Annotated in this window: 18 protein-coding genes; 4 read left to right on the top strand and 14 right to left on the bottom strand. The window is 70.9% G+C overall.

Annotated features, from left to right (window positions below; all coding sequences use genetic code 11):
• Nucleotides 1-17 precede the first annotated feature (17 nt).
• A complete protein-coding gene (locus LEL83_RS09820) occupies nt 18-521 on the top strand; it encodes a hypothetical protein (protein WP_225558664.1) in 504 nt (167 codons plus the stop codon).
• A gap of 273 nt (nt 522-794) precedes the next feature.
• Here LEL83_RS09820 and LEL83_RS09815 read toward each other — a convergent pair whose 3' ends face one another.
• From LEL83_RS09815 to LEL83_RS09770, 10 genes are all read right to left on the bottom strand, one after another.
• Nucleotides 795-2,681 carry a glycerol-3-phosphate dehydrogenase/oxidase gene (locus LEL83_RS09815; RefSeq protein ID WP_198656955.1) on the bottom strand — a complete coding sequence of 629 codons (1,887 nt, stop codon included), beginning with the start codon at nt 2,679-2,681 and terminating at the stop codon, nt 795-797.
• Nucleotides 2,682-2,743: 62 nt separating this feature from the next.
• Nucleotides 2,744-3,862, bottom strand: coding sequence for a GuaB3 family IMP dehydrogenase-related protein (locus LEL83_RS09810; RefSeq protein WP_198656956.1), 1,119 nt, complete (start codon nt 3,860-3,862; stop codon nt 2,744-2,746).
• A gap of 9 nt (nt 3,863-3,871) precedes the next feature.
• Nucleotides 3,872-4,909 (bottom strand): D-alanine--D-alanine ligase family protein, encoded by a 1,038-nt coding sequence (locus LEL83_RS09805; RefSeq protein ID WP_198656957.1) that lies wholly within the window; start codon nt 4,907-4,909, stop codon nt 3,872-3,874.
• Nucleotides 4,906-6,090, bottom strand: a complete 1,185-nt coding sequence (gene alr / locus LEL83_RS09800; RefSeq protein ID WP_225558663.1) for an alanine racemase — start codon at nt 6,088-6,090, stop codon at nt 4,906-4,908. Before alr ends, LEL83_RS09805 begins: the two co-directional genes overlap by 4 nt.
• On the bottom strand, nt 6,087-6,710 hold the full coding sequence (locus LEL83_RS09795) for a M15 family metallopeptidase (protein ID WP_225558662.1): 624 nt from the start codon (nt 6,708-6,710) through the stop codon (nt 6,087-6,089). Before LEL83_RS09795 ends, alr begins: the two co-directional genes overlap by 4 nt.
• Before the next feature lie 79 nt (nt 6,711-6,789).
• Nucleotides 6,790-6,969 (bottom strand): hypothetical protein, encoded by a 180-nt coding sequence (locus LEL83_RS09790; RefSeq protein ID WP_198656959.1) that lies wholly within the window; start codon nt 6,967-6,969, stop codon nt 6,790-6,792.
• A 186-nt stretch (nt 6,970-7,155) separates the two neighbouring features.
• On the bottom strand, nt 7,156-7,968 hold the full coding sequence (locus tag LEL83_RS09785; protein ID WP_225558661.1) for an ABC transporter ATP-binding protein: 813 nt from the start codon (nt 7,966-7,968) through the stop codon (nt 7,156-7,158).
• Nucleotides 7,965-8,852, bottom strand: coding sequence for an ABC transporter ATP-binding protein (locus tag LEL83_RS09780; protein WP_198656960.1), 888 nt, complete (start codon nt 8,850-8,852; stop codon nt 7,965-7,967). Before LEL83_RS09780 ends, LEL83_RS09785 begins: the two co-directional genes overlap by 4 nt.
• Nucleotides 8,845-9,831 (bottom strand): branched-chain amino acid ABC transporter permease, encoded by a 987-nt coding sequence (locus LEL83_RS09775; RefSeq protein WP_198656961.1) that lies wholly within the window; start codon nt 9,829-9,831, stop codon nt 8,845-8,847. The genes LEL83_RS09780 and LEL83_RS09775 overlap by 8 nt, the downstream gene beginning before the upstream one ends.
• Nucleotides 9,832-9,843: 12 nt before the next feature.
• Nucleotides 9,844-11,238, bottom strand: a complete 1,395-nt coding sequence (locus tag LEL83_RS09770) for a branched-chain amino acid ABC transporter permease (protein WP_225558660.1) — start codon at nt 11,236-11,238, stop codon at nt 9,844-9,846.
• Between the two features lie 242 nt (nt 11,239-11,480).
• Between LEL83_RS09770 and guaB the strand changes: the two genes are divergently transcribed.
• Nucleotides 11,481-12,983: an IMP dehydrogenase gene (gene guaB, locus LEL83_RS09765; RefSeq protein ID WP_198656962.1), complete on the top strand. Its 1,503-nt coding sequence runs from the start codon at nt 11,481-11,483 to the stop codon at nt 12,981-12,983.
• 72 nt (nt 12,984-13,055) lie between these two features.
• Here guaB and LEL83_RS09760 read toward each other — a convergent pair whose 3' ends face one another.
• Nucleotides 13,056-13,856: an SDR family oxidoreductase gene (locus tag LEL83_RS09760; RefSeq protein WP_225558659.1), complete on the bottom strand. Its 801-nt coding sequence runs from the start codon at nt 13,854-13,856 to the stop codon at nt 13,056-13,058.
• 237 nt (nt 13,857-14,093) lie between these two features.
• Here LEL83_RS09760 and LEL83_RS09755 point away from each other — a divergent pair, with 237 nt between their 5' ends.
• Nucleotides 14,094-15,422: an ABC transporter substrate-binding protein gene (locus LEL83_RS09755; protein WP_225558658.1), complete on the top strand. Its 1,329-nt coding sequence runs from the start codon at nt 14,094-14,096 to the stop codon at nt 15,420-15,422.
• A 122-nt stretch (nt 15,423-15,544) separates the two neighbouring features.
• Here the strand turns inward: LEL83_RS09755 and rarD are convergent, their stop codons facing one another.
• Nucleotides 15,545-16,507 carry an EamA family transporter RarD gene (gene rarD, locus LEL83_RS09750; protein WP_225558657.1) on the bottom strand — a complete coding sequence of 321 codons (963 nt, stop codon included), beginning with the start codon at nt 16,505-16,507 and terminating at the stop codon, nt 15,545-15,547.
• Between the two features lie 131 nt (nt 16,508-16,638).
• On the bottom strand, nt 16,639-16,935 hold the full coding sequence (groES, locus tag LEL83_RS09745; protein WP_017885484.1) for a co-chaperone GroES: 297 nt from the start codon (nt 16,933-16,935) through the stop codon (nt 16,639-16,641).
• A gap of 160 nt (nt 16,936-17,095) precedes the next feature.
• Between groES and LEL83_RS09740 the strand changes: the two genes are divergently transcribed.
• The gene (locus tag LEL83_RS09740; RefSeq protein ID WP_225558656.1) at nt 17,096-18,298 is read left to right on the top strand and encodes a class I SAM-dependent methyltransferase; all 1,203 of its coding nucleotides are present in this window, start codon (nt 17,096-17,098) and stop codon (nt 18,296-18,298) included.
• Nucleotides 18,299-18,325: 27 nt separating this feature from the next.
• Here the strand turns inward: LEL83_RS09740 and LEL83_RS16235 are convergent, their stop codons facing one another.
• A complete protein-coding gene (locus tag LEL83_RS16235) occupies nt 18,326-19,072 on the bottom strand; it encodes a DUF4190 domain-containing protein (RefSeq protein ID WP_308009904.1) in 747 nt (248 codons plus the stop codon).
• Nucleotides 19,073-19,129: the final 57 nt, after the last annotated feature.

The following is a 19,129-nucleotide window of genomic DNA, read 5'->3' as shown; positions in this document are numbered from 1 at the left end:
CCGCTACTGTTCTGTGGATGGGGAGAGCTCGGATCGTCGTGGCCGTCGTCGGGGTGCTGGTCGTCGCGCTGTACGCGGCACTGCTGGCACTGAACGCGCTGGTGCTCGACCCACTCGCTGCCGTGCCGGGCTCGACGCTGCCGGAGATCCACGCCGAGCTCACGCGACAGGGCTTCTCGGTCGGCACGGACATCGTGGTCGTGATTGCCCTCGCCGCGGTCGGGGTCGTGCTCGCCGCCGGGCTGTCGGTGCTGCTCATCGTCACCCGCGCCACGGCCCACGTCATCGCCGCCGTCCTGCTCGCCGTGGTCGTGCTGGGCGGTCCGGCGTCGTTATGGAGCGGGTTCGCGCTCGGCATGGACGTGGCCGACGGCTACGGGGTCGGCGGCGGTGCCCACACGATCTGGGCCGGCGTGCTGTACGTGACGAGCCTGCTCGCGCTCATCGCGATCCCGGTCGTGCTCGTGGTCGGCCAGGCGGCGCACGTGCGCCGCACCGCCGTGCGGGCGCACGCCGCCTGACGGACGCGCCGCGGGCCTCCAGTCCGCTCCGGTCCGCCGTCCTTCCGGCCTGGAGGCGCGGGTGGGCCCCGCAACACGCCGTCGTCTCGTCGAGACGCCCCGTCCACCGCGAGACGCCGCCGGATCTGGAGGCGTCCTGACGGCCAGGCGGCGTCAGCGCAAGACGACGGCGTCACGCCAGGACGGCAGACGCCGGCGTCTCGGCAACACGACGGCGTCACCGGAACGGCAGACGCCAGCGTCTCGGTGACACGACGGCGCCTGCCGGACGCGCTACTCCGGCTCGCTCGTCTTCTCGCCGATGACCTGCTCGTCGGACGCCTTCGCGCCCTCGGCACCGTCCGAGCGACCGCCGCCGACGACCACGTCGTCCTCGTCGAAGCCGAAGGCGATGTCCGGGGCCTCGAGCCGCACGCGGTCCGCGCTCTCGTCGTCGGGCTGCAGCTGCGACTCCCGTTCGGCGGCGACGCGCTTCAGGTAGTTCGCGACCTCGTGCTCGGTCGTCTCCTGGTCCCAGCCGAGCACGTCCGCCATGAGCTTCGCGGCGACGGGCGCTGCCGACTCGCCGCGGTCCCAGGCCTCGATCGAGATGCGGGTGCGGCGGGCGAGGACGTCCTCCAGGTGCAGGGCGCCCTCGTGCGACGCGGCGTACACGACCTCGGCGCCGATGTAGTCGTCGGCCCCCGGCAGCGGTTCGGCGAGCGCGGGGTCCTGCTCGACGAGCTGCAGCACCTCGGTCGCGAGCGTGCCGTACCGGTTGAGCAGGTGCTCGATGCGGACCTTGTGGACGTTGAAGCTCCGTGCGGTGCGGGCGCGTCGGTTCCACGCGGCGGGGTAGCCCTCGGCGCCGAGGAGCGGGATGTCCTCCGTCGTCGACTCCGGGATCCTGCCGTCCATGGCCGCGACGGCCTCGTCGATGGCGTCCTTGCCCATCACCCGGTAGGTGGTCCACTTGCCGCCGGCGACCACGACCAGGCCCGGGACGGTGTGCGCGACGACGTGCTCCCGGCTGAGCTGCGAGGTCTGGTCGGACTCCCCCGCGAGCAGCGGCCGGAGTCCGGCGTAGACGCCCTCGACGTCCTCGCGGGTGAGCGGGACGGCGAGCACCTTGTTGACGTGCTCGAGGATGTAGTCGATGTCCGCCGCGGTCGCGGCCGGGTGCGCCTTGTCGAGGTACCAGTCGGTGTCGGTCGTGCCGACCAGCCAGTGCCGGCCCCACGGGATGACGAAGAGCACACTCTTCTCGGTGCGCAGGATCATGCCCGTGTTCGACTGGAAGCGGTCCCGCGGGATCACGAGGTGGACGCCCTTCGACGCCCGCACCTTGAACTGGCCGCGGGTGCCGATCATCGCCTGGGTGTCGTCGGTCCAGACACCGGTGGCGTTGACGACCTGCTTCGCGCGGATCTCGAACCGTTCGCCGGTCTGGATGTCGTGGGCCTGCGCGCCGACCACGCGTTCCCCGACCTTGATGAAGCCCTCGATGCGCACGCGGCTCGCCGCCTCGGCACCGTACGAGGCCGCGGTGCGCACGAGCGAGGCGACGTAGCGCGCATCGTCGACCTGGGCGTCGTAGTACGTCATGCCGCCGACGAAGGCGTCCTTCTTGAGCCCGGGCATGTTCCTGAGCACCTGCTTGCGGCTGAGGTGCCGGTGGTGCGGGACGCCGGGCGGACGGCCGCCGGACCAGCTGAACACGTCGTACATCGCCATGCCGATGCCGATGTAGAAGCGCTCCCACACCCGGTGGTTGAGCGGGTAGAGGAAGCGCACGGGCTTCACCAGGTGCGGGGCGATGCGCTGGAGCAGCAGGCCGCGCTCGATGAGGGCCTCGCGGACGAGGGCGAAGTTGAGCTGCTCGAGGTAGCGGATGCCACCGTGCACGAGCTTCGACGAGCGGCTCGAGGTGCCCGATCCCCAGTCGCGGGCCTCGACGATGCCGACGCTCAGGCCACGGGTCACGGCGTCGAGCGCGCTGCCCGCTCCGACGATGCCGCCACCGACGACCAGGACGTCGAGCTCCTTGGTCTTCAGTGTCTCGATCGCAGCCGCGCGTTCGTCCGGTCCGAGCTTCGCCGCGGGGTCGAACCCCACGCCGGGCGCGACGTCACGCGGACGTCCGGCCGTGCTGGTCTGCTTCGTCGTGCTGGACTTCGCCATCGTCGCCTCCGGGTCACGGTCGGCGCCGTGGCGTCACCCGTGCTGCTGCACGGGTGCCACCGTCACTGGTGGTACGGCGCCACGACCACTTCTACTCGCTGGAACTCCTTGACGTCGGAGTATCCGGTCGTCGCCATCGATCGGCGCAGCGCACCGACGAGATTGGCGCGGCCGTCGAAGGTCGGCGTCGGGCCGTTCAGGACGTTCTCGAGCGGGGCGATCGTGCCCACCTGCACCCGGCGGCCGCGGGGCAGCTCGGGGTGGTGCGCCTCAGCACCCCAGTGGAAGCCACCACCCGGGGCCTCGGTCGCACGGGCGAGTGCCGTGCCGAGCATGACGGCGTCGGCACCGACGGCGATCGCCTTGACGATGTCGCCCGCGGTGTCGAGCCCGCCGTCGGCGATGACGTGCACGTAGCGCCCACCGGACTCGTCCAGGTAGTCACGCCGGGCACCGGCGACGTCGGCGACGGCCGTGGCCATCGGCGCGTGGATGCCGAGCGCGGCACGGGTGGTCGACGCCGCGCCGCCACCGAAGCCGACGAGCACGCCGGCGGCACCGGTGCGCATGAGGTGCAGCGCCGACGTGTAGGTCGAGGCGCCGCCCACGATCACCGGGACGTCGAGCTCGTAGATGAACTTCTTGAGGTTGAGGGGCTCCTCGGTCACCGAGACGTGCTCGGCGGAGACCGTGGTGCCGCGGATGACGAACAGGTCGACACCGGCGTCGACGACGGTCTGCGAGAACTCCTGGGTGCGCTGCGGGCTGAGCGACCCGGCGACCGGCACACCCGCAGCCCGGATCTCGGCCAGGCGCGCGGTGATCAGCTCGGCCTTGATCGGCTCGGAGTAGATCTCCTGCATGCGCTTCGTGACGTTGCCGTCGGTGAGCGAGCGGATCTCGTCGTAGTACGGGGTCGGGTCCTCGTAGCGGGTCCACAGCCCCTCGAGGTCGAGGACCCCGAGGATGCCGAGCTTGCCCATCTGGATGACCGTCGCCGGCGAGGACACGGAGTCCATCGGTGCCGACAGGATCGGCGACGCGAACGTGAACGCGTCGATCGACCACTGCACGCTGACGTCGCGCGGGTCGCGCGTCCGTCGCGAAGGGACCACCGCGATGTCGTCGAACGCGTACGCCCGACGTCCGCGCTTGCCTGCACCGATCTCGACTTCACTCACCCGGCAAGCCTAGCGGTCGTGTCCCCCGGGTGACACGGTGTCCTCGGCCGACACGGTGTCCTCCGAGCGGCTCGGCGCCGAGGCGAGCGCGGTCTCCACCAGGATCCCGAGCAGCTCCGGGTAGTCGACACCGACCGCGGCGAACATCTTCGGCACCTGCGACTGCGCGGTGAGGCCCGGCATCGTGTTGACCTCGTTGAGCACGACCTCGCCGTCCGGCGTGACGAAGCAGTCGACACGGGCGATGCCGGTGCACCCGAGGCGGGTGAACACCGCGCGGGCGACGGCGTCGAGCCGGTCCGCGACGGCGGCGTCGAGCCGGGCGGGCAGGACGAAGCGCGCGCTGCCGTCGTACTTGGTGTCGGCGTCGAAGAACCCGGCCGCGTCGTTCACGACCTCGAGCGGCGGTCCGACGACCAGCTCGCCCGGGGTGCGCTCGAGCACGGCGACGTCGACCTCGCGCCCGACCACCATGCGCTCCACCAGGATCCTCCGGTCGTGGGCGAAGGCCTCGCCGAGTGCGTCGGTCAGCTGGCCGGGCTCGTCCACGCGGCTCACCCCGAAGCTCGACCCGCCCGCGACCGGCTTGACGATCCACGGCATCGGTCCGACGGTCGACCGCAGCCAGTCGGCGTCGGCGTCGTCCGTCAGCAGGACCCCGGCGGCCACGGCGACGCCGGACGCCCGTGCGACCAGCTTCGTCACCCACTTGTCCATCGCGACCGCGCCCGCACCGACCGGCGACCCGACCACCGGCACGCCGGCGAGCGCTGCGAGGGCGGCGAGCGACCCGTCCTCGCCACCCGGCCCGTGCACGACCGGGAACACCACGTCCGAGCGGCTGATCACCGCGGCCACCTCGGCGAACGAGCACGGTTCCCCTCCGGACCGCCACCCGCCGTCGCGGTCGATCGTCAGTGGCAGGACCTCGTACCGGCTCGGGTCGAGTGCCGCGGCGACGGAGGCCGCGCTCGCGAGCCCGACCTCGTGCTCGCTGTTGGCTCCGCCGCCGATGACGACGACGCGGACGGACTCGGTGGGGGTCATGTGGTGCTCCTGGTGGTGGTGGGCGTGGTGGTGGCGGGTGCGACGGTGCGCCCGATGCGCCCGCCGATGCCCGTGACGATCTCGTGCGCGTTGGTGCCCGCCCACCGCGCCCAGTCGCCGGGGGTGGGACCGGCGCCACCGAGCAGGGTGACGGTCTCGCCGCGGGCGACGGGCAGCCCGGTGACGTCGAGCACGACCTGGTCCATGTTGATCCGGCCGACGACGGGGACGATGCGACCCCGGACCCGTGCCCGCGCGGACCCGGACGCCGCACGGGGCACCCCGTCGGCGTACCCGACGGGCAGGACCGCGAGGACGGCGTCCGTCGGTGCGGTCCACGTGCCGTCGTACCCGACGGGCGTGCCCGCGCGGACGGTCCGCACGGCGACGACGGGCGCCGTGACGGTCATCGCTCCGACGAGGCCGGCGTCGGCGGGACCGATGCCGACCAGTGCCGCACCGACGCGGACCGCGATGCCGCGCAGGTCCGCTCCCGCGAAGGCGGCCGGGGTGCCGCCCAGGTGCAGGTCGACGGGGTGGCCCAGGGTGCGGTCGGCGGCGAGGGCGGCGAGCCGGAGCAGCGTGGCGGCGCGGGCGGCCGATGCACGGTCGGCGCCGGGCACGTGGCCCATGACCGCCACCGTCCGTACGTGACCGGACCGCTCGGCGGCCGCGGCGGCGTCGAGCAGGGCCTGCCAGTGGTCGGGTTCCGCCCCCTCGCGCGCCATGCCGGTGTCGATGTGCAGGTGCACCGCGACGGGGGTGCCGGTCCGGCGTCCCGCGGCGGCGACCGCCGTCAGGGTGGCCAGGTCGCCCACGGCGATCTCGATCCGCTCGAGCGCGGCCGCGTCGAAGTCCGCCCCGGGCAGGTGCAGCCAGCACAGCACCCGTGCGTCGATGCCGGCGTCGCGGAGCGCGAGGGCCTCGGGCAGCGTCGCTGTGCCGAGCGCGGAGGCCCCCGCGGCGAGGGCAGTCCGCGCGACGGTCACGCTGCCGTGCCCGTAGCCGTCCGCCTTCACGACGGCGATGAGGTCGTGGCCACGGGCGGTCACGCGGCGCACGTTCGCGGCGATCGCGTCGGGGTGCACGGTGCGGAGCGGACCGACCGGCGCGGCCGGCGAACCGATGGTGCCAGGAGCGGCCGTCGCGGCGGCGGCACGGGGCACCGCCGACGCGGTCACGCCCCGACCGCCGCGTACCGGGCGGCCGTGGCACCCGTCCGGCAGGCCCAGTACCGGTCGCCGTGACTCCAGTGCCACCACTCGGTCTCGTAGTTCACCATGCCGACCGGCTCCAGGACGGAGGCCATCAGCGCTCGGTTGTCGCGGGCGACGTCGTCGATGTCCGGGGACGCCGTGAAGCACCGCCCGCCGCTCTGCTCCGGGGTGTCGTCGATGGCGGTGCCCATCCAGAGCGGTCGCCCGTCGTCGTCCACCACGGTGCAGTCGACCGCGGCACCGGCGACGTGCGGTGCCGCGTCTGCGGGGGCGACGAACCGGGACACCAGGTCGTCGAGCTCGGCCGCTCCGGCGTCGGGGTGGAGCGGCACGAGGGAGGCCCGGTAGTCGTCGATGATCGCCCGCTGCGCGTCGATCGTCCGGTAGCCCTCGACGACGAGCAGGTGGAACCCGGCAGGGAGCGCGCGGTCGGCCCGGACGAGGCGCTCGGCGACACCGAGTCGGACCAGTCCACCCGGGCCGGCCGGAGCGCGGAGCCCGAGGTCGGTCAGCCGGACCAGCGGTTCGCGGGACGGCCGGACGGGGACCGCGAGGACGCGGGCGTCGTTGATGAGGGTGATCACGTCATCAGCGTGGCGGGGGCGCGCGCCCGGCGGATCGGGGCAGCGGTTGATGGCGGTCGTCCTGCGGGATGAAGCAGGATCAGCCGCGAGACCGACGCTTCCTCAGCATCCGGAGCACGAGACCGAGCAGGAGTGCCAGCACCACGAACACGACGAGCAGCACGGCCGCGACCTTGACGAGCAGGGCCGCCCCGACGAACACCGCGATGAAGACCACCCACACCAGGGCGTCCATCGCGCCTGCCGACAGTCTCCGCACCTGCGGAACGATACCGACCCGGCGGGGGTGCGCCGAGCCTCCAGGCCGTCGACCGGCCACGGACGGGAGCGGGGTCGTGCGGCGCGAAGCGACCACGCACGACCCCACCCGTCGCGGATACCACCCCCACAGCGGTACCCGCAGTCGACGCCGCAGAGCGGTGTCGACGTCTTCGACGACCCGGCGCTAGCGCGCCGCGTCGACGTCCTTGGCGAGCGTCCCCAGGTACAACTCGATGACCTTGGGGTCGTCCGCGAGTTCCTTCCCCGTGCCCGAGTACGCGTTCTTCCCCTGGTCGAGCACGTACCCACGATCGCAGATCTGCAGACAGCGTCGCGCGTTCTGCTCCACCATGATGATCGACACACCGGCCTTGTTGATCCGGCGGGTGCGCAGGAACGTCTCGTCCTGCCGCACCGGGGACAGTCCGGCGCTCGGCTCGTCGAGCAGCAGCACCTTCGGGTCCATCATCAGGGCTCGGGCCATCGCGACCGACTGCCGCTCACCGCCCGACAGCGAACCGGCCCGCTGGTTCCGCCGCTGTGCCAGCACCGGGAACAGGTCGTAGATCACCTCGAGCCGCTCGGCGAACTTCTTCGGCCGCAGGTACAGGCCCATCTGCAGGTTCTCCTCGATGGACAGCGAGGGGAACACGTTGTTCGTCTGCGGGACGAAGCCGACGCCGGCCTGCACGAGCTTGTTCGCCTTGAGGTTCGTGATGTCGTCGCCCTGCAGGGTCACCGACCCCTCGCGGATCGACACGAGCCCGAAGAGCGCCTTGAGCAGCGTCGACTTGCCGGCGCCGTTCGGCCCGATGATGCCGATGAGCTCGCCCGGGTAGCAGTCGAGGTCGCAGCCGTTCAGGATGTTCACGCCCGGCAGGTACCCGGCGACCAGGTTCTTCGCACTGAGCACCGGCTCGCGGTCCAGCGTGGCCGCCGGGGCGGCGGTCGGACTGGAGGCACTGCTCGCGTTCGTGGGATCCGTTGCGTCCGTCATCGGGTCGCCTCCTGCTCGTCTTCTTCCTTGACTTCCTCGGCCAGCTCCTCGAACGTCTCCTCGGTCAGGAGCGCGTCGTCGCCCAGGTCGGTGTCGTGGTGCGCACCGAGGTACGCGTCGATGACGGCCTGGTCGTCCATCACCGTGTCCGCGGGGCCCTCGGCGACGACCTTGCCCTCGGCCATCACGACCACCCAGTCCGAGATGTGCCGGACCATGTGCATGTCGTGCTCGACGAACAGCACGGTCATGCCGTCGTCGCGCAGCGACTGGATGTGCCCGAGCAGCGACTGGGTGAGCGCGGGGTTCACGCCGGCCATCGGCTCGTCGAGCATGATCATCGTCGGGTCGGACATGAGCGCCCGGGCCATCTCGAGCAGCTTCCGCTGGCCGCCGGACAGCGAGCCGGCGTAGTCGTCCGCCTTCGTGTCGAGCTTGAAGCGGGCGAGCAGGTCCTCGGCCTTGGCCGTGATCTCGCGCTCGCGCTTCGCCCAGACCGGCTTGACCAGGGCCGCGAAGAAGTTCTCCCCCGGCTGGTCACGCGCACCGAGCAGCATGTTCTGCATCACGGTGAGCCGCGACAGCGCCTTGGTCAGCTGGAAGGTGCGGACCATGCCCTTGTTCGCGATGTGCGTCGCGCTGGTCTTCTGCAGCGTGGCGCCGTCGAACCGCGTCTTCGCACCGGGGCTCGGCTTGTCGAACCCGGTGAGCAGGTTGAAGAACGTGGTCTTGCCGGCGCCGTTCGGGCCGATGAGGGCCGTGATGGAGCCGCGCTGGACCTCGAGGTGGTCGACGTCGACCGCCGTCATACCGCCGAAGTGCCGGGTGACGCCGTCGACGGTGAGGATCGGGTCGGCCTTGGGGTGGCCGTAGGTGTCAGACACTGAACGTCAGCTCCTTCTTGTTGCCGAGCAGGCCCTGTGGACGGAACACGATGAGCAGCATGAGCGCGACGCCGACGAGCACGTACGAGAACTGCTCGGCCTGCTGCGCGTTCATGATCGAGTCGGGGATGAAGTCGCCGGCCAGCGTGCGGATGAACAGCCGGACGACGAAGAACAGCACCGCTCCGAGCACCGGTCCGAACACCGTCGCCGCACCGCCGAGGATGAGCGCCGTCCAGATGAAGAACGTCATCGAGCGGCCCATGGCGTCGGGCTGCACGGAACTCGGCAGGACGTAGATGATGCCCGCGATCGCACCGAGCGCCCCACCGAACACGAGCGCCTGCATCTTGTACGAGTAGACGTTCTTGCCGAGCGAGCGGACGGCGTCCTCGTCCTCGCGGATGGCCTTCACCACGCGACCCCAGGGGCTGCGCATGAGCAGGAACAGCACGAGCGTGAACAGGGCGACGAGTCCCCACGCCGCGATGCGGATCCACCAGCCGTTGACGCCGTTGTTCGCGTACGTGAACCACAGGATCGTGGTGGTGCCGTCGGGCAGCGGGCTGAGGGCGTTGAACGGGTCGCGGTAGCTCGACCCGGTGATGCCGTTCGACCCGCCCGTCGTCGAGGTGAGCAGACTCGAGCGTCCCACCATGCGGATGATCTCGGCGCCGGAGATCGTGACGATCGCCAGGTAGTCGCCGCGCAGCCGCAGGGTCGGGATGCCGAGGATGATCGCGAACACGATCGCGACGAGCAACGCGATCAGCACGGCCATCACGAACGGCAGCCCGTTGGTGATCGAGATCGCGAAGCCGTAGGCGCCGAGCAGCAGGAACGCCGCCTGGCCCATGTTCACGAGGCCGGTGAGCCCGAAGTGCACGTTCAGGCCGATCGCGGCCAGGGCGAACGCCGCCGTGGTCGGGGCGAGTGCCTCCTGGGTGAGCGAGGACAGCAGGTTGAGGATGTAGTCCATGCGCGTGCTCCCTTAGCCGATCCGCTCGGCGCGGCCGAAGATGCCCTGCGGCCGGAACAGCAGGATGAGGATGAGGATGACGAGGGCGGTCGCGTACTTGAAGTCGCCGGGGAGCACCAGGTTCGTCAGCTCGACGACGACGCCGATGATCATCGAACCGACCAGCGCGCCGTAGGCGGTCCCGAGCCCGCCGAGCGTGACCGAGGCGAACATGAGCAGCAGCAGCTGGAGACCGGTCTGCCAGTTCACGCCGTTCAGCACCAGGCCGAGCATCACGCCGGACAGGCCGGCGAGCCCGGCGGCGAGCGTCCACACGAACCGGATCACCCGGTCGACGTCGATGCCGGACGCGGCGGCGAGCGCCGGGTTGTCCGAGACGGCGCGGGTGGCCCGGCCGAACCGGGTCTTCGCCAGGAAGAGCCCGGTCGCGACGAGGACGACGAGCGCGATGCCCATGGCGACGTAGGACTGCACCGTCAGGGTGACCCCGGCGAACCGGATGGTGTCCGGGTTGCCCTGCTGGATGCGCACGGTCGAGGCGCCGAAGAAGTACTGGAACGCGTACTGGGCGGCGATCGACAGGCCGATCGTCACGATCATGAGCTGCGTCAGGCTGATGCGCCTGCGACGGAGTGGCCGCCAGATCGCGGCGTCCTGCAGGTAGCCCGTCGCCGCGCACAACAGCGTGACCACGATGCCGGTGACCCAGATGTTCCAGCCGAGCTGGTTCGCGAAGACGTACGCCAGCAGACCGCCGAGCGTGACCTGCTCGCCGTGCGAGAAGCTCGACAGGCCGGTCGTGCCGTAGATGAGCGAGAGCCCGATGGACGCCAGGGCGATGAGGAGCCCGAGCCGGAGGCCCGACGCGAACTGCTGCCAGGCGCGCTGGGGGCTGACGCTCGACGAGTCCGTGGAGGTCGTGACGCCCTGCTGGTCGGACAGCTGGAAGATCTGCCCGACGTTGGCGTTCAGCGTCGCCTGCACCTTGCGCTCGGCGTCGGCGGCGTTCGTCAGGTACTGCCCCTTCGGCAGGGTGCCCTGGTCGACGCTCACCGTGTACTCGCCGGCCGTGTCGACGCTGACGGACCAGCGGCCCTCGTTGTTCGTCGTGGCGGTCTCGTCGAAGCCGGATGGACCGGTGACGTCGACGTCGACGCCCTCGGCCGGCTTCCGCTCGGAGTCGGTGATCGTGCCCTGGATGCACCCGTTGTCCGGGCTGACGGTGCACGCCTGGCTGGTGGCCGGTGCCGAGGTGGCGCTGAAGGCCGGCAGGGTGACCGCCCAGTCGATCAGGAAGGTCGCCAGGAAGGCGGCAACGAGCACGGCCGCCAGGACCGGTCGACGCCGAGCCTGGCGGAGGCGGAACAGGCGCGGCTGCGCCCGTCCCGGCGGAGTGATGGATCCCACGGAAGAGCCTCTCGTTCGGATGCCGAGGACGTTATGAGAATTGTGTGACACCCGTGTTTCCAACAGGTTCCCTGTGTGATTCGTACTCGAAATGTGACGTTGTGGAGGAGGCTCCTTGCCGGACGGGGCCGCGCCTCCCGGCGGAATGCGGCGACAGCCGCCCGCGTTACCATGTCCTATCCGGAACCCGCCGACGCGTTCCCGGTGTCTCGACCACTTCACCTCGCCCACGAAGGGGGCCCATGGACCAGCCGGATCCGTTCGGATTCATCGGACTCACGTACGACGACGTCATGCTCCTGCCCGGGCACACCGACGTCATCCCGAGCGAGGCGTCCACCGCGTCCCGGCTCACCAAGCGGATCTCCGTGAACGTCCCTCTGCTCTCCGCGGCGATGGACACCGTCACCGAGGCGCGCATGGCCATCGCCATGGCACGACAGGGCGGCATCGGGATCCTGCACCGCAACCTGTCCATCGAGGACCAGGCCGCCTACGTCGACAAGGTCAAGCGCTCCGAGTCGGGCATGATCACCAACCCGGTGACCACCACCCCCGACGCCACCGTGGCCGAGGTGGACGCCCTGTGCGGCCAGTTCCGCGTCTCCGGCCTGCCGGTCGTCGAGGACGACGGCACGCTCGTCGGCATCATCACCAACCGCGACATGCGGTTCGTGGCCGCGTTCGAGCAGGCCACCACGTACGTGCGCGACGTCATGACGAAGGCCCCGCTGATCACCGCGATGGAGGGCATCGACCCCGAAGAGGCGATCGCCATCTTCGCGCAGCACAAGATCGAGAAGCTGCCGCTGGTCGACGCCGACGGCAAGCTCCGCGGTCTGATCACCGTCAAGGACTTCGACAAGAGCGAGCAGTACCCCGACGCCACCAAGGACGACGAGGGCCGACTCCGCGTGGGCGCCGCGATCGGCTTCTTCGGCGATGCCTGGCAGCGCGCCGAGGCCCTGCGTGACGCCGGCGTCGACGTGCTCGTCGTCGACACCGCCAACGGCGAGAGCGAGGGCGTGCTCGACATGGTCCGTCGCATCAAGGCCGACCCGTCGTTCGCCGCCATCGACGTCATCGGCGGGAACGTCGCCACCCGCGCGGGCGCCCAGGCGCTCATCGACGCCGGCGTGGACGCCGTCAAGGTCGGCGTCGGCCCGGGCTCGATCTGCACCACCCGCGTGGTCGCCGGCGTCGGTGTCCCCCAGGTCACCGCCGTGTACGAGGCCTCCCTCGCCGCGCGCGAGGCCGGCGTGCCGATCATCGCCGACGGTGGTCTGCAGTACTCGGGCGACATCGCGAAGGCCCTGGTCGCCGGTGCTGACACCGTCATGCTCGGGTCGCTGCTGGCCGGGACCGACGAGTCCCCCGGTGACCTGGTGTTCGTGGGCGGCAAGCAGTTCAAGGCCTACCGCGGCATGGGTTCGCTCGGCGCGCTGCAGACCCGCGGCAAGAAGACCTCGTACTCGAAGGACCGCTACTTCCAGGCGGACGTGCCGAACGACGACAAGCTCATCCCCGAGGGCATCGAGGGCCAGGTGCCCTACCGCGGCTCGGTCGGCAACGTCGTCTACCAGCTCACCGGCGGGCTCCGGCAGTCGATGTTCTACGTCGGCGGTCGCACGATCCCCGAGCTGAAGACCCGCGGCAAGTTCGTCCGGATCACCGCGGCGGGGCTCAAGGAGTCCCACCCGCACGACGTCCAGATGGTCGTCGAGGCGCCGAACTACCGCAGCTAGCGTCGATCGCTCGTCGAGACGCCCCCGCTCCGGACGGAGCGGGGGCGTCCTGCGTCCGTGTCCGTCGACGCGTCAGGCCGACCGCCAGTCGTCCGACGTGATGTGCGACCCGCCGTGCGGCCCCATCTGCAGCATCCCGCCGTCCACCGGCAGGGACACCCCCGTGATGTACGACGACGCACGCGACGACAGGAACGCCACCGCCGCCGCGATCTCCCACGCGTTGCCCGGACGACCGAGCGGCACGCCGGGACGACTGATCGTGTGCGGGTCCTCGTCCTCGGCGCCGGTCATCCGCGTCGCGATCTCACCGGGAGCCACGGCGTTGACGGTGATGCCGTGCTCGGCGAGTTCGATCGCCATCGTCTTCAGCAGTCCGCCGAGCCCGTGCTTGGCAGCGTCGTACGCGCTCGAGCCGTACCGCGGCTGGTGCTCGTGCACGCTCGTGATGCCGATGATCCGTCCGCCGTGGCCAGCGCGGACCATGTGCTTGGCGGCGGCCTGCATGGTGGCGAAGGCGCCGTCGAGGTCGGTCGACACCGTGTGCCGCCACTGGTCGAGGGTCATCTCGAGGAACGGGGCGTTGTCACCCGTGCCGGCGTCGGCGACGAAGACGTCCACGCCGCCGAGCTGCTCGACCAGCCGGTCGACGACCTGCGCCGCGGCGGGCAGGTCGGCGACGTCGATCTGCTCGACGAAGGCACGCCGGCCGAGTGCGCGGACTTCGTCGGCGGTGGACTCGGCACGGTCGGGCTCGGACAGGTAGGTGATACCGATGTCCATGCCGGCCTCGGCGAGTGCGACGGCGGTCGCGCGGCCGATCCCGGACTCGGAGCCGGTCACGATGGCGGTGGTGGGCTGGAAGTCGCTCATGCGGCGGAACGTACGCCGCGCCTCCCGGCCGTCGTGCCGGACCATCCGCCAGGCGCAGGACGGAGCCCAGCACGGGACCGCCAGGGGGCGCAACGTCACGGCTCGGTAACGAAACATGATTGCGTACCGCCCCGTCACACGGGCGAAACACCCGGACCCTAGCTTTCTCGTCATCCAGTGGAGGCGCCGCATTCACCCGAAGCGACAGAGCCTCCGCGCAGAGAAAGGGCTCCACGGATGATCAGAACCACCCGTGCCACCGCGGCACTGGCGTTGGCGGGCGCAGCAGCCGTCCTCCTCGCCGCGTGTTCCACCACCGGCAGTGCTTCCCCCTCGAGCTCCGCGTCGAGCGACGCGAAGAAGGATCCCGCCGCCAGCTGCAAGGCCCCCGACTCCCCCGGCACGGATCCGCTGAAGATCGGCACGATCCTGCCGCTGACCGGTTCGCTGGCCTACCTCAACCCGCCCGCCGAGTCCGGTGTGGGCCTCGCCGTGCAGGACATCAACGCGGCGGGCGGTGTCCTCGACGAGGACGTCACCATCGACCCCGCGACCGACTCCGGCGACAGCAACGACATGACCGTGTCGAGCTCGGCCGCGACCAAGCTCGTCAACGCCAAGGTGCCCGTGGTCATCGGCGCCGAGTCGTCGTCGGTCACGCTCAACGTCATCGACCAGCTCACCAGCAACTGCATGGTGCAGATCTCGCCGGCGAACACAGCGACCGACCTGTCGGGCTACTCGTCGCACTACTTCCGGACCGCTCCGCCGGACTCGGTGCAGGGTTCGGCGCTCGGCCAGCTCGTCACCGGTGACGGCAACGCGAAGGTCGCCTTCCTGGTCTTCAACGACACCTACGGCACCGGCCTCCGCAACTCGGTGCAGGCTGCGGTCGAGGCATCCGGCGGCCAGGTCGTCTACGGCGGCAAGGGCAAGGGCCAGGAGTTCCCGCCCGGCCAGACCACGTTCTCGTCCGAGGTGACGGCGGCGCTCGCTGAGAAGCCCGACGCGATCGTCGTCCTGTCCTTCGACGAGACGAAGTCGATCATCCCGGAGCTCGTCTCGCAGGGGAACACCGCGAAGATCTACATGTCCGACGGCAACACGGCGGACTACTCGAAGGACTTCGACAAGGGCACGCTGTCCGGCGCCCAGGGCACCATCCCCGGCGCCTCGCCGAAGGACGACTTCAAGAAGGAGCTCGCCGCGTTCTACAAGGAGTCGTCGGGCAAGACCCTCGCCGACTACTCGTACGCGGCCGAGTCGTACGACGCGACGATCCTCGCCGCTCTCGCTGCGGTGAAGGGCAAGGGCACCGACTCGGGCACCATCCAGGCCAACATGGCGGCGGTGTCGGGTGCTGACGGCGGCACCGAGTGCGCGACGTTCGAGGAGTGCAAGGACCTGCTCGACAAGGGTGAGGACGTGCACTACACCGGCCCGTCGGGCATCGGTCCGTTCGACGAGAACAACGACCCGTCGAGCGCCTACATCGGCATCTACAAGTTCGACGGCGACAACAAGCCCGTGTACCAGAGCGCCATCCAGGGTGCGGTGAAGAAGTAGGGCACCGCTCCGGCGATCGACAGTCCCCCGCGGAACTCCCGCGGGGGACTGTCGCGTTCGGCGATGGTCGCCGGTCCGGCAGGCAGACGCGACGAGCGGCCTGGAGGCCCGTGGGGCCTCCGTCAGGCGGGCTCGGCCGGGGTGGGTGCACCGGCTCCGCGACGGGACGCGCGCGCCGCGGCGAACGAGTCGGCCGTCAGCACCACGAGCGCCAGCCACACGATGCCGAAGCCGAACCAGCGTCCGGCCGACATCTCCTCGTGCTGCACGAGCACCCCGACGAGCAGCTGCATCACCGGGGCGAGGTACTGCGTCAGCCCGAGGGTCGACAGGCTCACCCGGCGCGCCGACGAGGCGAACAGCAGCAGGGGCACCGCGGTCGCCGGCCCGGTCAGCACCGTGATGACGGTGTGGCCCCAGCCCTCGGTCGTGAACGTCACGCCGCCGCCGAGGCCGGTGACCCCGAGCACCACCAGCGCGACGACCGCGATCGGCAGCAGCCACGCGGTCTCGATGGTCAGGCCGCTCAGGGCGTCCACCGTGCCGCCGACCCGCTTCTTCACCAGGCCGTACAGCCCGAACGAGAACGCCAGAGCGAGGGAGATCCACGGCATGCGGCCGTAGCCCACCGCGATGACGACGACCGCGACGACGCTCAGGCCGACGGCCACCCACTGCGCCGGACGCAGGCGCTCGCGGAGGACCACGACGCCGAGCGCGATCGTGACGAGCGGGTTGATGAAGTAGCCGAGCGCCGCCTCGACCGTGTGGCCGGTGGTCGTCGCGAGGACGTACACCGTCCAGTTCACCAGGATGAGGACGGCCGCGAGCCCCATCACGAGCATCACCCGGCGCTGGGCGACCAGGGTGCGGGTCCGGAGCCACGAGCGGGTCACGGCGATCGCGACCGCGCAGAACACCAGGCCGAAGACGATCCGCCAGGCGACGATCTCGAACGCCGCCGCGGGGGCCATCGCTGCGAAGAGCAGCGGCATGAGGCCCCAGAGCCCGTAGGCCACGACGGCCTGCACCACGCCGACGGACGCCTCGCTGCGGGCGGGTCGCGCCCGACTCGGTTCACTCACGGAACCATCCTAGGAAGGTCGGCGGACCACCGGGGCCGCACCGGGCCTCCAGGCAGGGCGGACCGGGCCGGAACGCACGGACGCCCCGCCGGCCACAGGGCCGGACGGGGCGTCCGAGAGGAGTACTGGACTCAGTGCACGATCACCGCGAGGACGTCGCGGGCCGACAGGACCAGCAGGTCCTCGCCCGAGTACTTGACCTCGGTGCCGCCGTACTTGGAGTAGATGACCTTGTCGCCGACGGCGACGTCGAGCGGGACGCGGTTGCCGTTGTCGTCGATACGACCCGGACCCACGGCGACGACCTCGCCCTCCTGGGGCTTCTCCTTCGCGGTGTCGGGGATGACCAGACCGGAAGCGGTGGTCTGCTCCGCCTCGACCTGGCGGATGACGATGCGATCCTCGAGCGGCTTGATGCTGACGGCCACGGTGACCTCTTCTTTCTCGGTACGGACTCGGTACAGATGAAAACCGGGTTGGCACTACGCACAGGAGAGTGCCAACGCCAACTCTAGGGGGCCTCTGGCACTCGGTCAATCCGAGTGCCAGCACATCCAGAGGACACGCAGCACCTGCGAGGATCGACGCATGGACGCCGCCGAACTCGCCGCACTGCTGACCCCCGACGGGATGGCCCTGCTCGACCGTACCCCCGGCGTCTCCGACGGCGGCGAGATCGTCCGCGTCGTGTCACGACTCCGGGCCGAGGGGCACGATCCCCGGCTGGTCGCCGCGGTGCTGACCCAGGCGAAGCTGCGGCTGAAGGCCCGCGGTAAGTTCGGCGACTTCGCGTCCCGCATGCTCTTCACCGAGGCCGGACTCGAACAGGCCACACGCCTGCAGGTGGCGGCACAGCACGCCGGACGCTTCGCCGCCGCCGGCATCACGCGCGTCGCCGACCTGGGCTGCGGCATCGGCGGGGACGCGATGGCGATGGCCGCGCTCGACCTCGACGTCACCGCGGTCGACCGCGACGAGGTCACCGCCGCCGTCGCCACGCACAACCTGGCCGTCTGGCCGAACGCCCGGGTCGAGCTCGGCGACGCCGCCACCTTCGACGTCAGCTCGGTCGACGGCGTGTGGATGGACCCGGCACGACGGACGAGCGGCCACTCCGACACCCGACGACTGGCCGACCCGGACGACTGGTCCCCCTCGCTCGACACCGTCTTCGCAGCCGCGACGACCACCCCGACGGGCGTCAAGCTCGGCCCGGGCATCGACCGCGACCTGATCCCGGACACCGCCGAGGCGCAGTGGACCTCGGTCGACCGCGAGGTCGTCGAACTCGCCCTGTGGTTCGGCCCCCTCGCCCGACCCGGCATCCGACGGGCGGCCACCGTGATCGGCGCGCACGGCATCGCCGAGATGACCGGACCGGCCGATGCCGAGGACGCCGAGGTCGGGCCACTCGGCACCCACCTGTACGAGCCGGACGGCGCCGTGATCCGGGCGCGGCTGATCGGTGACCTGGCACGCGGGCTCGACGGGCACATGCTGTCCGACGGGATCGCCTACGTGACGTCGGACCGCGCCGTCTCGACCCCGTTCGCGCAGGGGTTCCGGGTGCTCGACACGATGCCGCTCGACGTCAAGCGCCTGTCCGCGCGGCTCGCCGCCGACGGCATCGGGACCGTCGAGATCAAGAAGCGGGGCGTCGACGTCGACCCGGCGCAGTTCCGCAAGCGGTTGCGGTTGCGCGGATCGGGTCGCGTCACGCTCGTGCTCACCCGCCTGGAGGGACGCCACACGGCGATCCTGTGCGAGCGGCTCGGCGACGTGGCCGGGTGACGGCCGGGGGCCGCGTGTGGCGCTGGGTCAGCCGATGAAGGCGCCGGTCGACGAGTCGTAGTCGTAGGTGGAGTACGCGTCTTGCCCGGCGGCGGCCAGGAAGATGATGAAGGCGACCCAGATGAGCCAGATGCCGGTCATCACCCATCCCGAGATGATGCCGGTCAGCGCGAGCCCACGGCCCGCTTCGCCGTTCTGCTTGATCTTGCCGAGTGCGACGTGGCCCAGGATCGCACCGGCCGGCCCGAGGAGGATGGCGAGGAACCACATCGGGATCGCGGCGAGGCCGAACACGATCGACAGGATCGCCAGCGTGTTCGTCTTCGGCCGCTGCGCGTACGGCTGGTAGGCCGCGGGGTCGGCGGTGTACTGCTGCTGGGCGTACGGGTTGTGCGGGGCGGCGTAGGGGTTCTGCTGCTGCGCGTACGGGTTCTGCTGCTGCCCGTAGGAGTTCTGCTGCTGCGCGTACGGGTTCTGCTGCTGCTGTCCGTACGGCTGCTGCGGTGCGGCGTACGGCTGGTGCTGCTGCTGGTGGCCGTACTGCGGCTGGGCGTAGGGGTTCTGCGGGTGGGGAGCGCCGTACGGGTTCTGCGGCTGCTGCGGTGCGGCGTAGGGGTCCTGCTGCTGCTGTCCGAACGGGTGCTGCGGTGCCCCGGGGGCCTCCGGTGCCGACGGGGCCTGCGGTGCGTCCGGGGCGGGTGCGCCGTCCGGCTGCCCGTTCGCTGCGCCGCTCGGCGTCTCGCCCGGCTTCGGCCACTCGTTCTGATCGGACACCGTCCACCCCTCTCGGGCGCCCGGTCTCTCCGACGCCCGTGAGGATCCTCCCACAAG

Source organism: Curtobacterium oceanosedimentum, from assembly GCF_020297365.1.
Classification (GTDB): Bacteria; Actinomycetota; Actinomycetes; order Actinomycetales; family Microbacteriaceae; genus Curtobacterium.
This window is presented reverse-complemented; position numbering and strand designations above follow the sequence as displayed.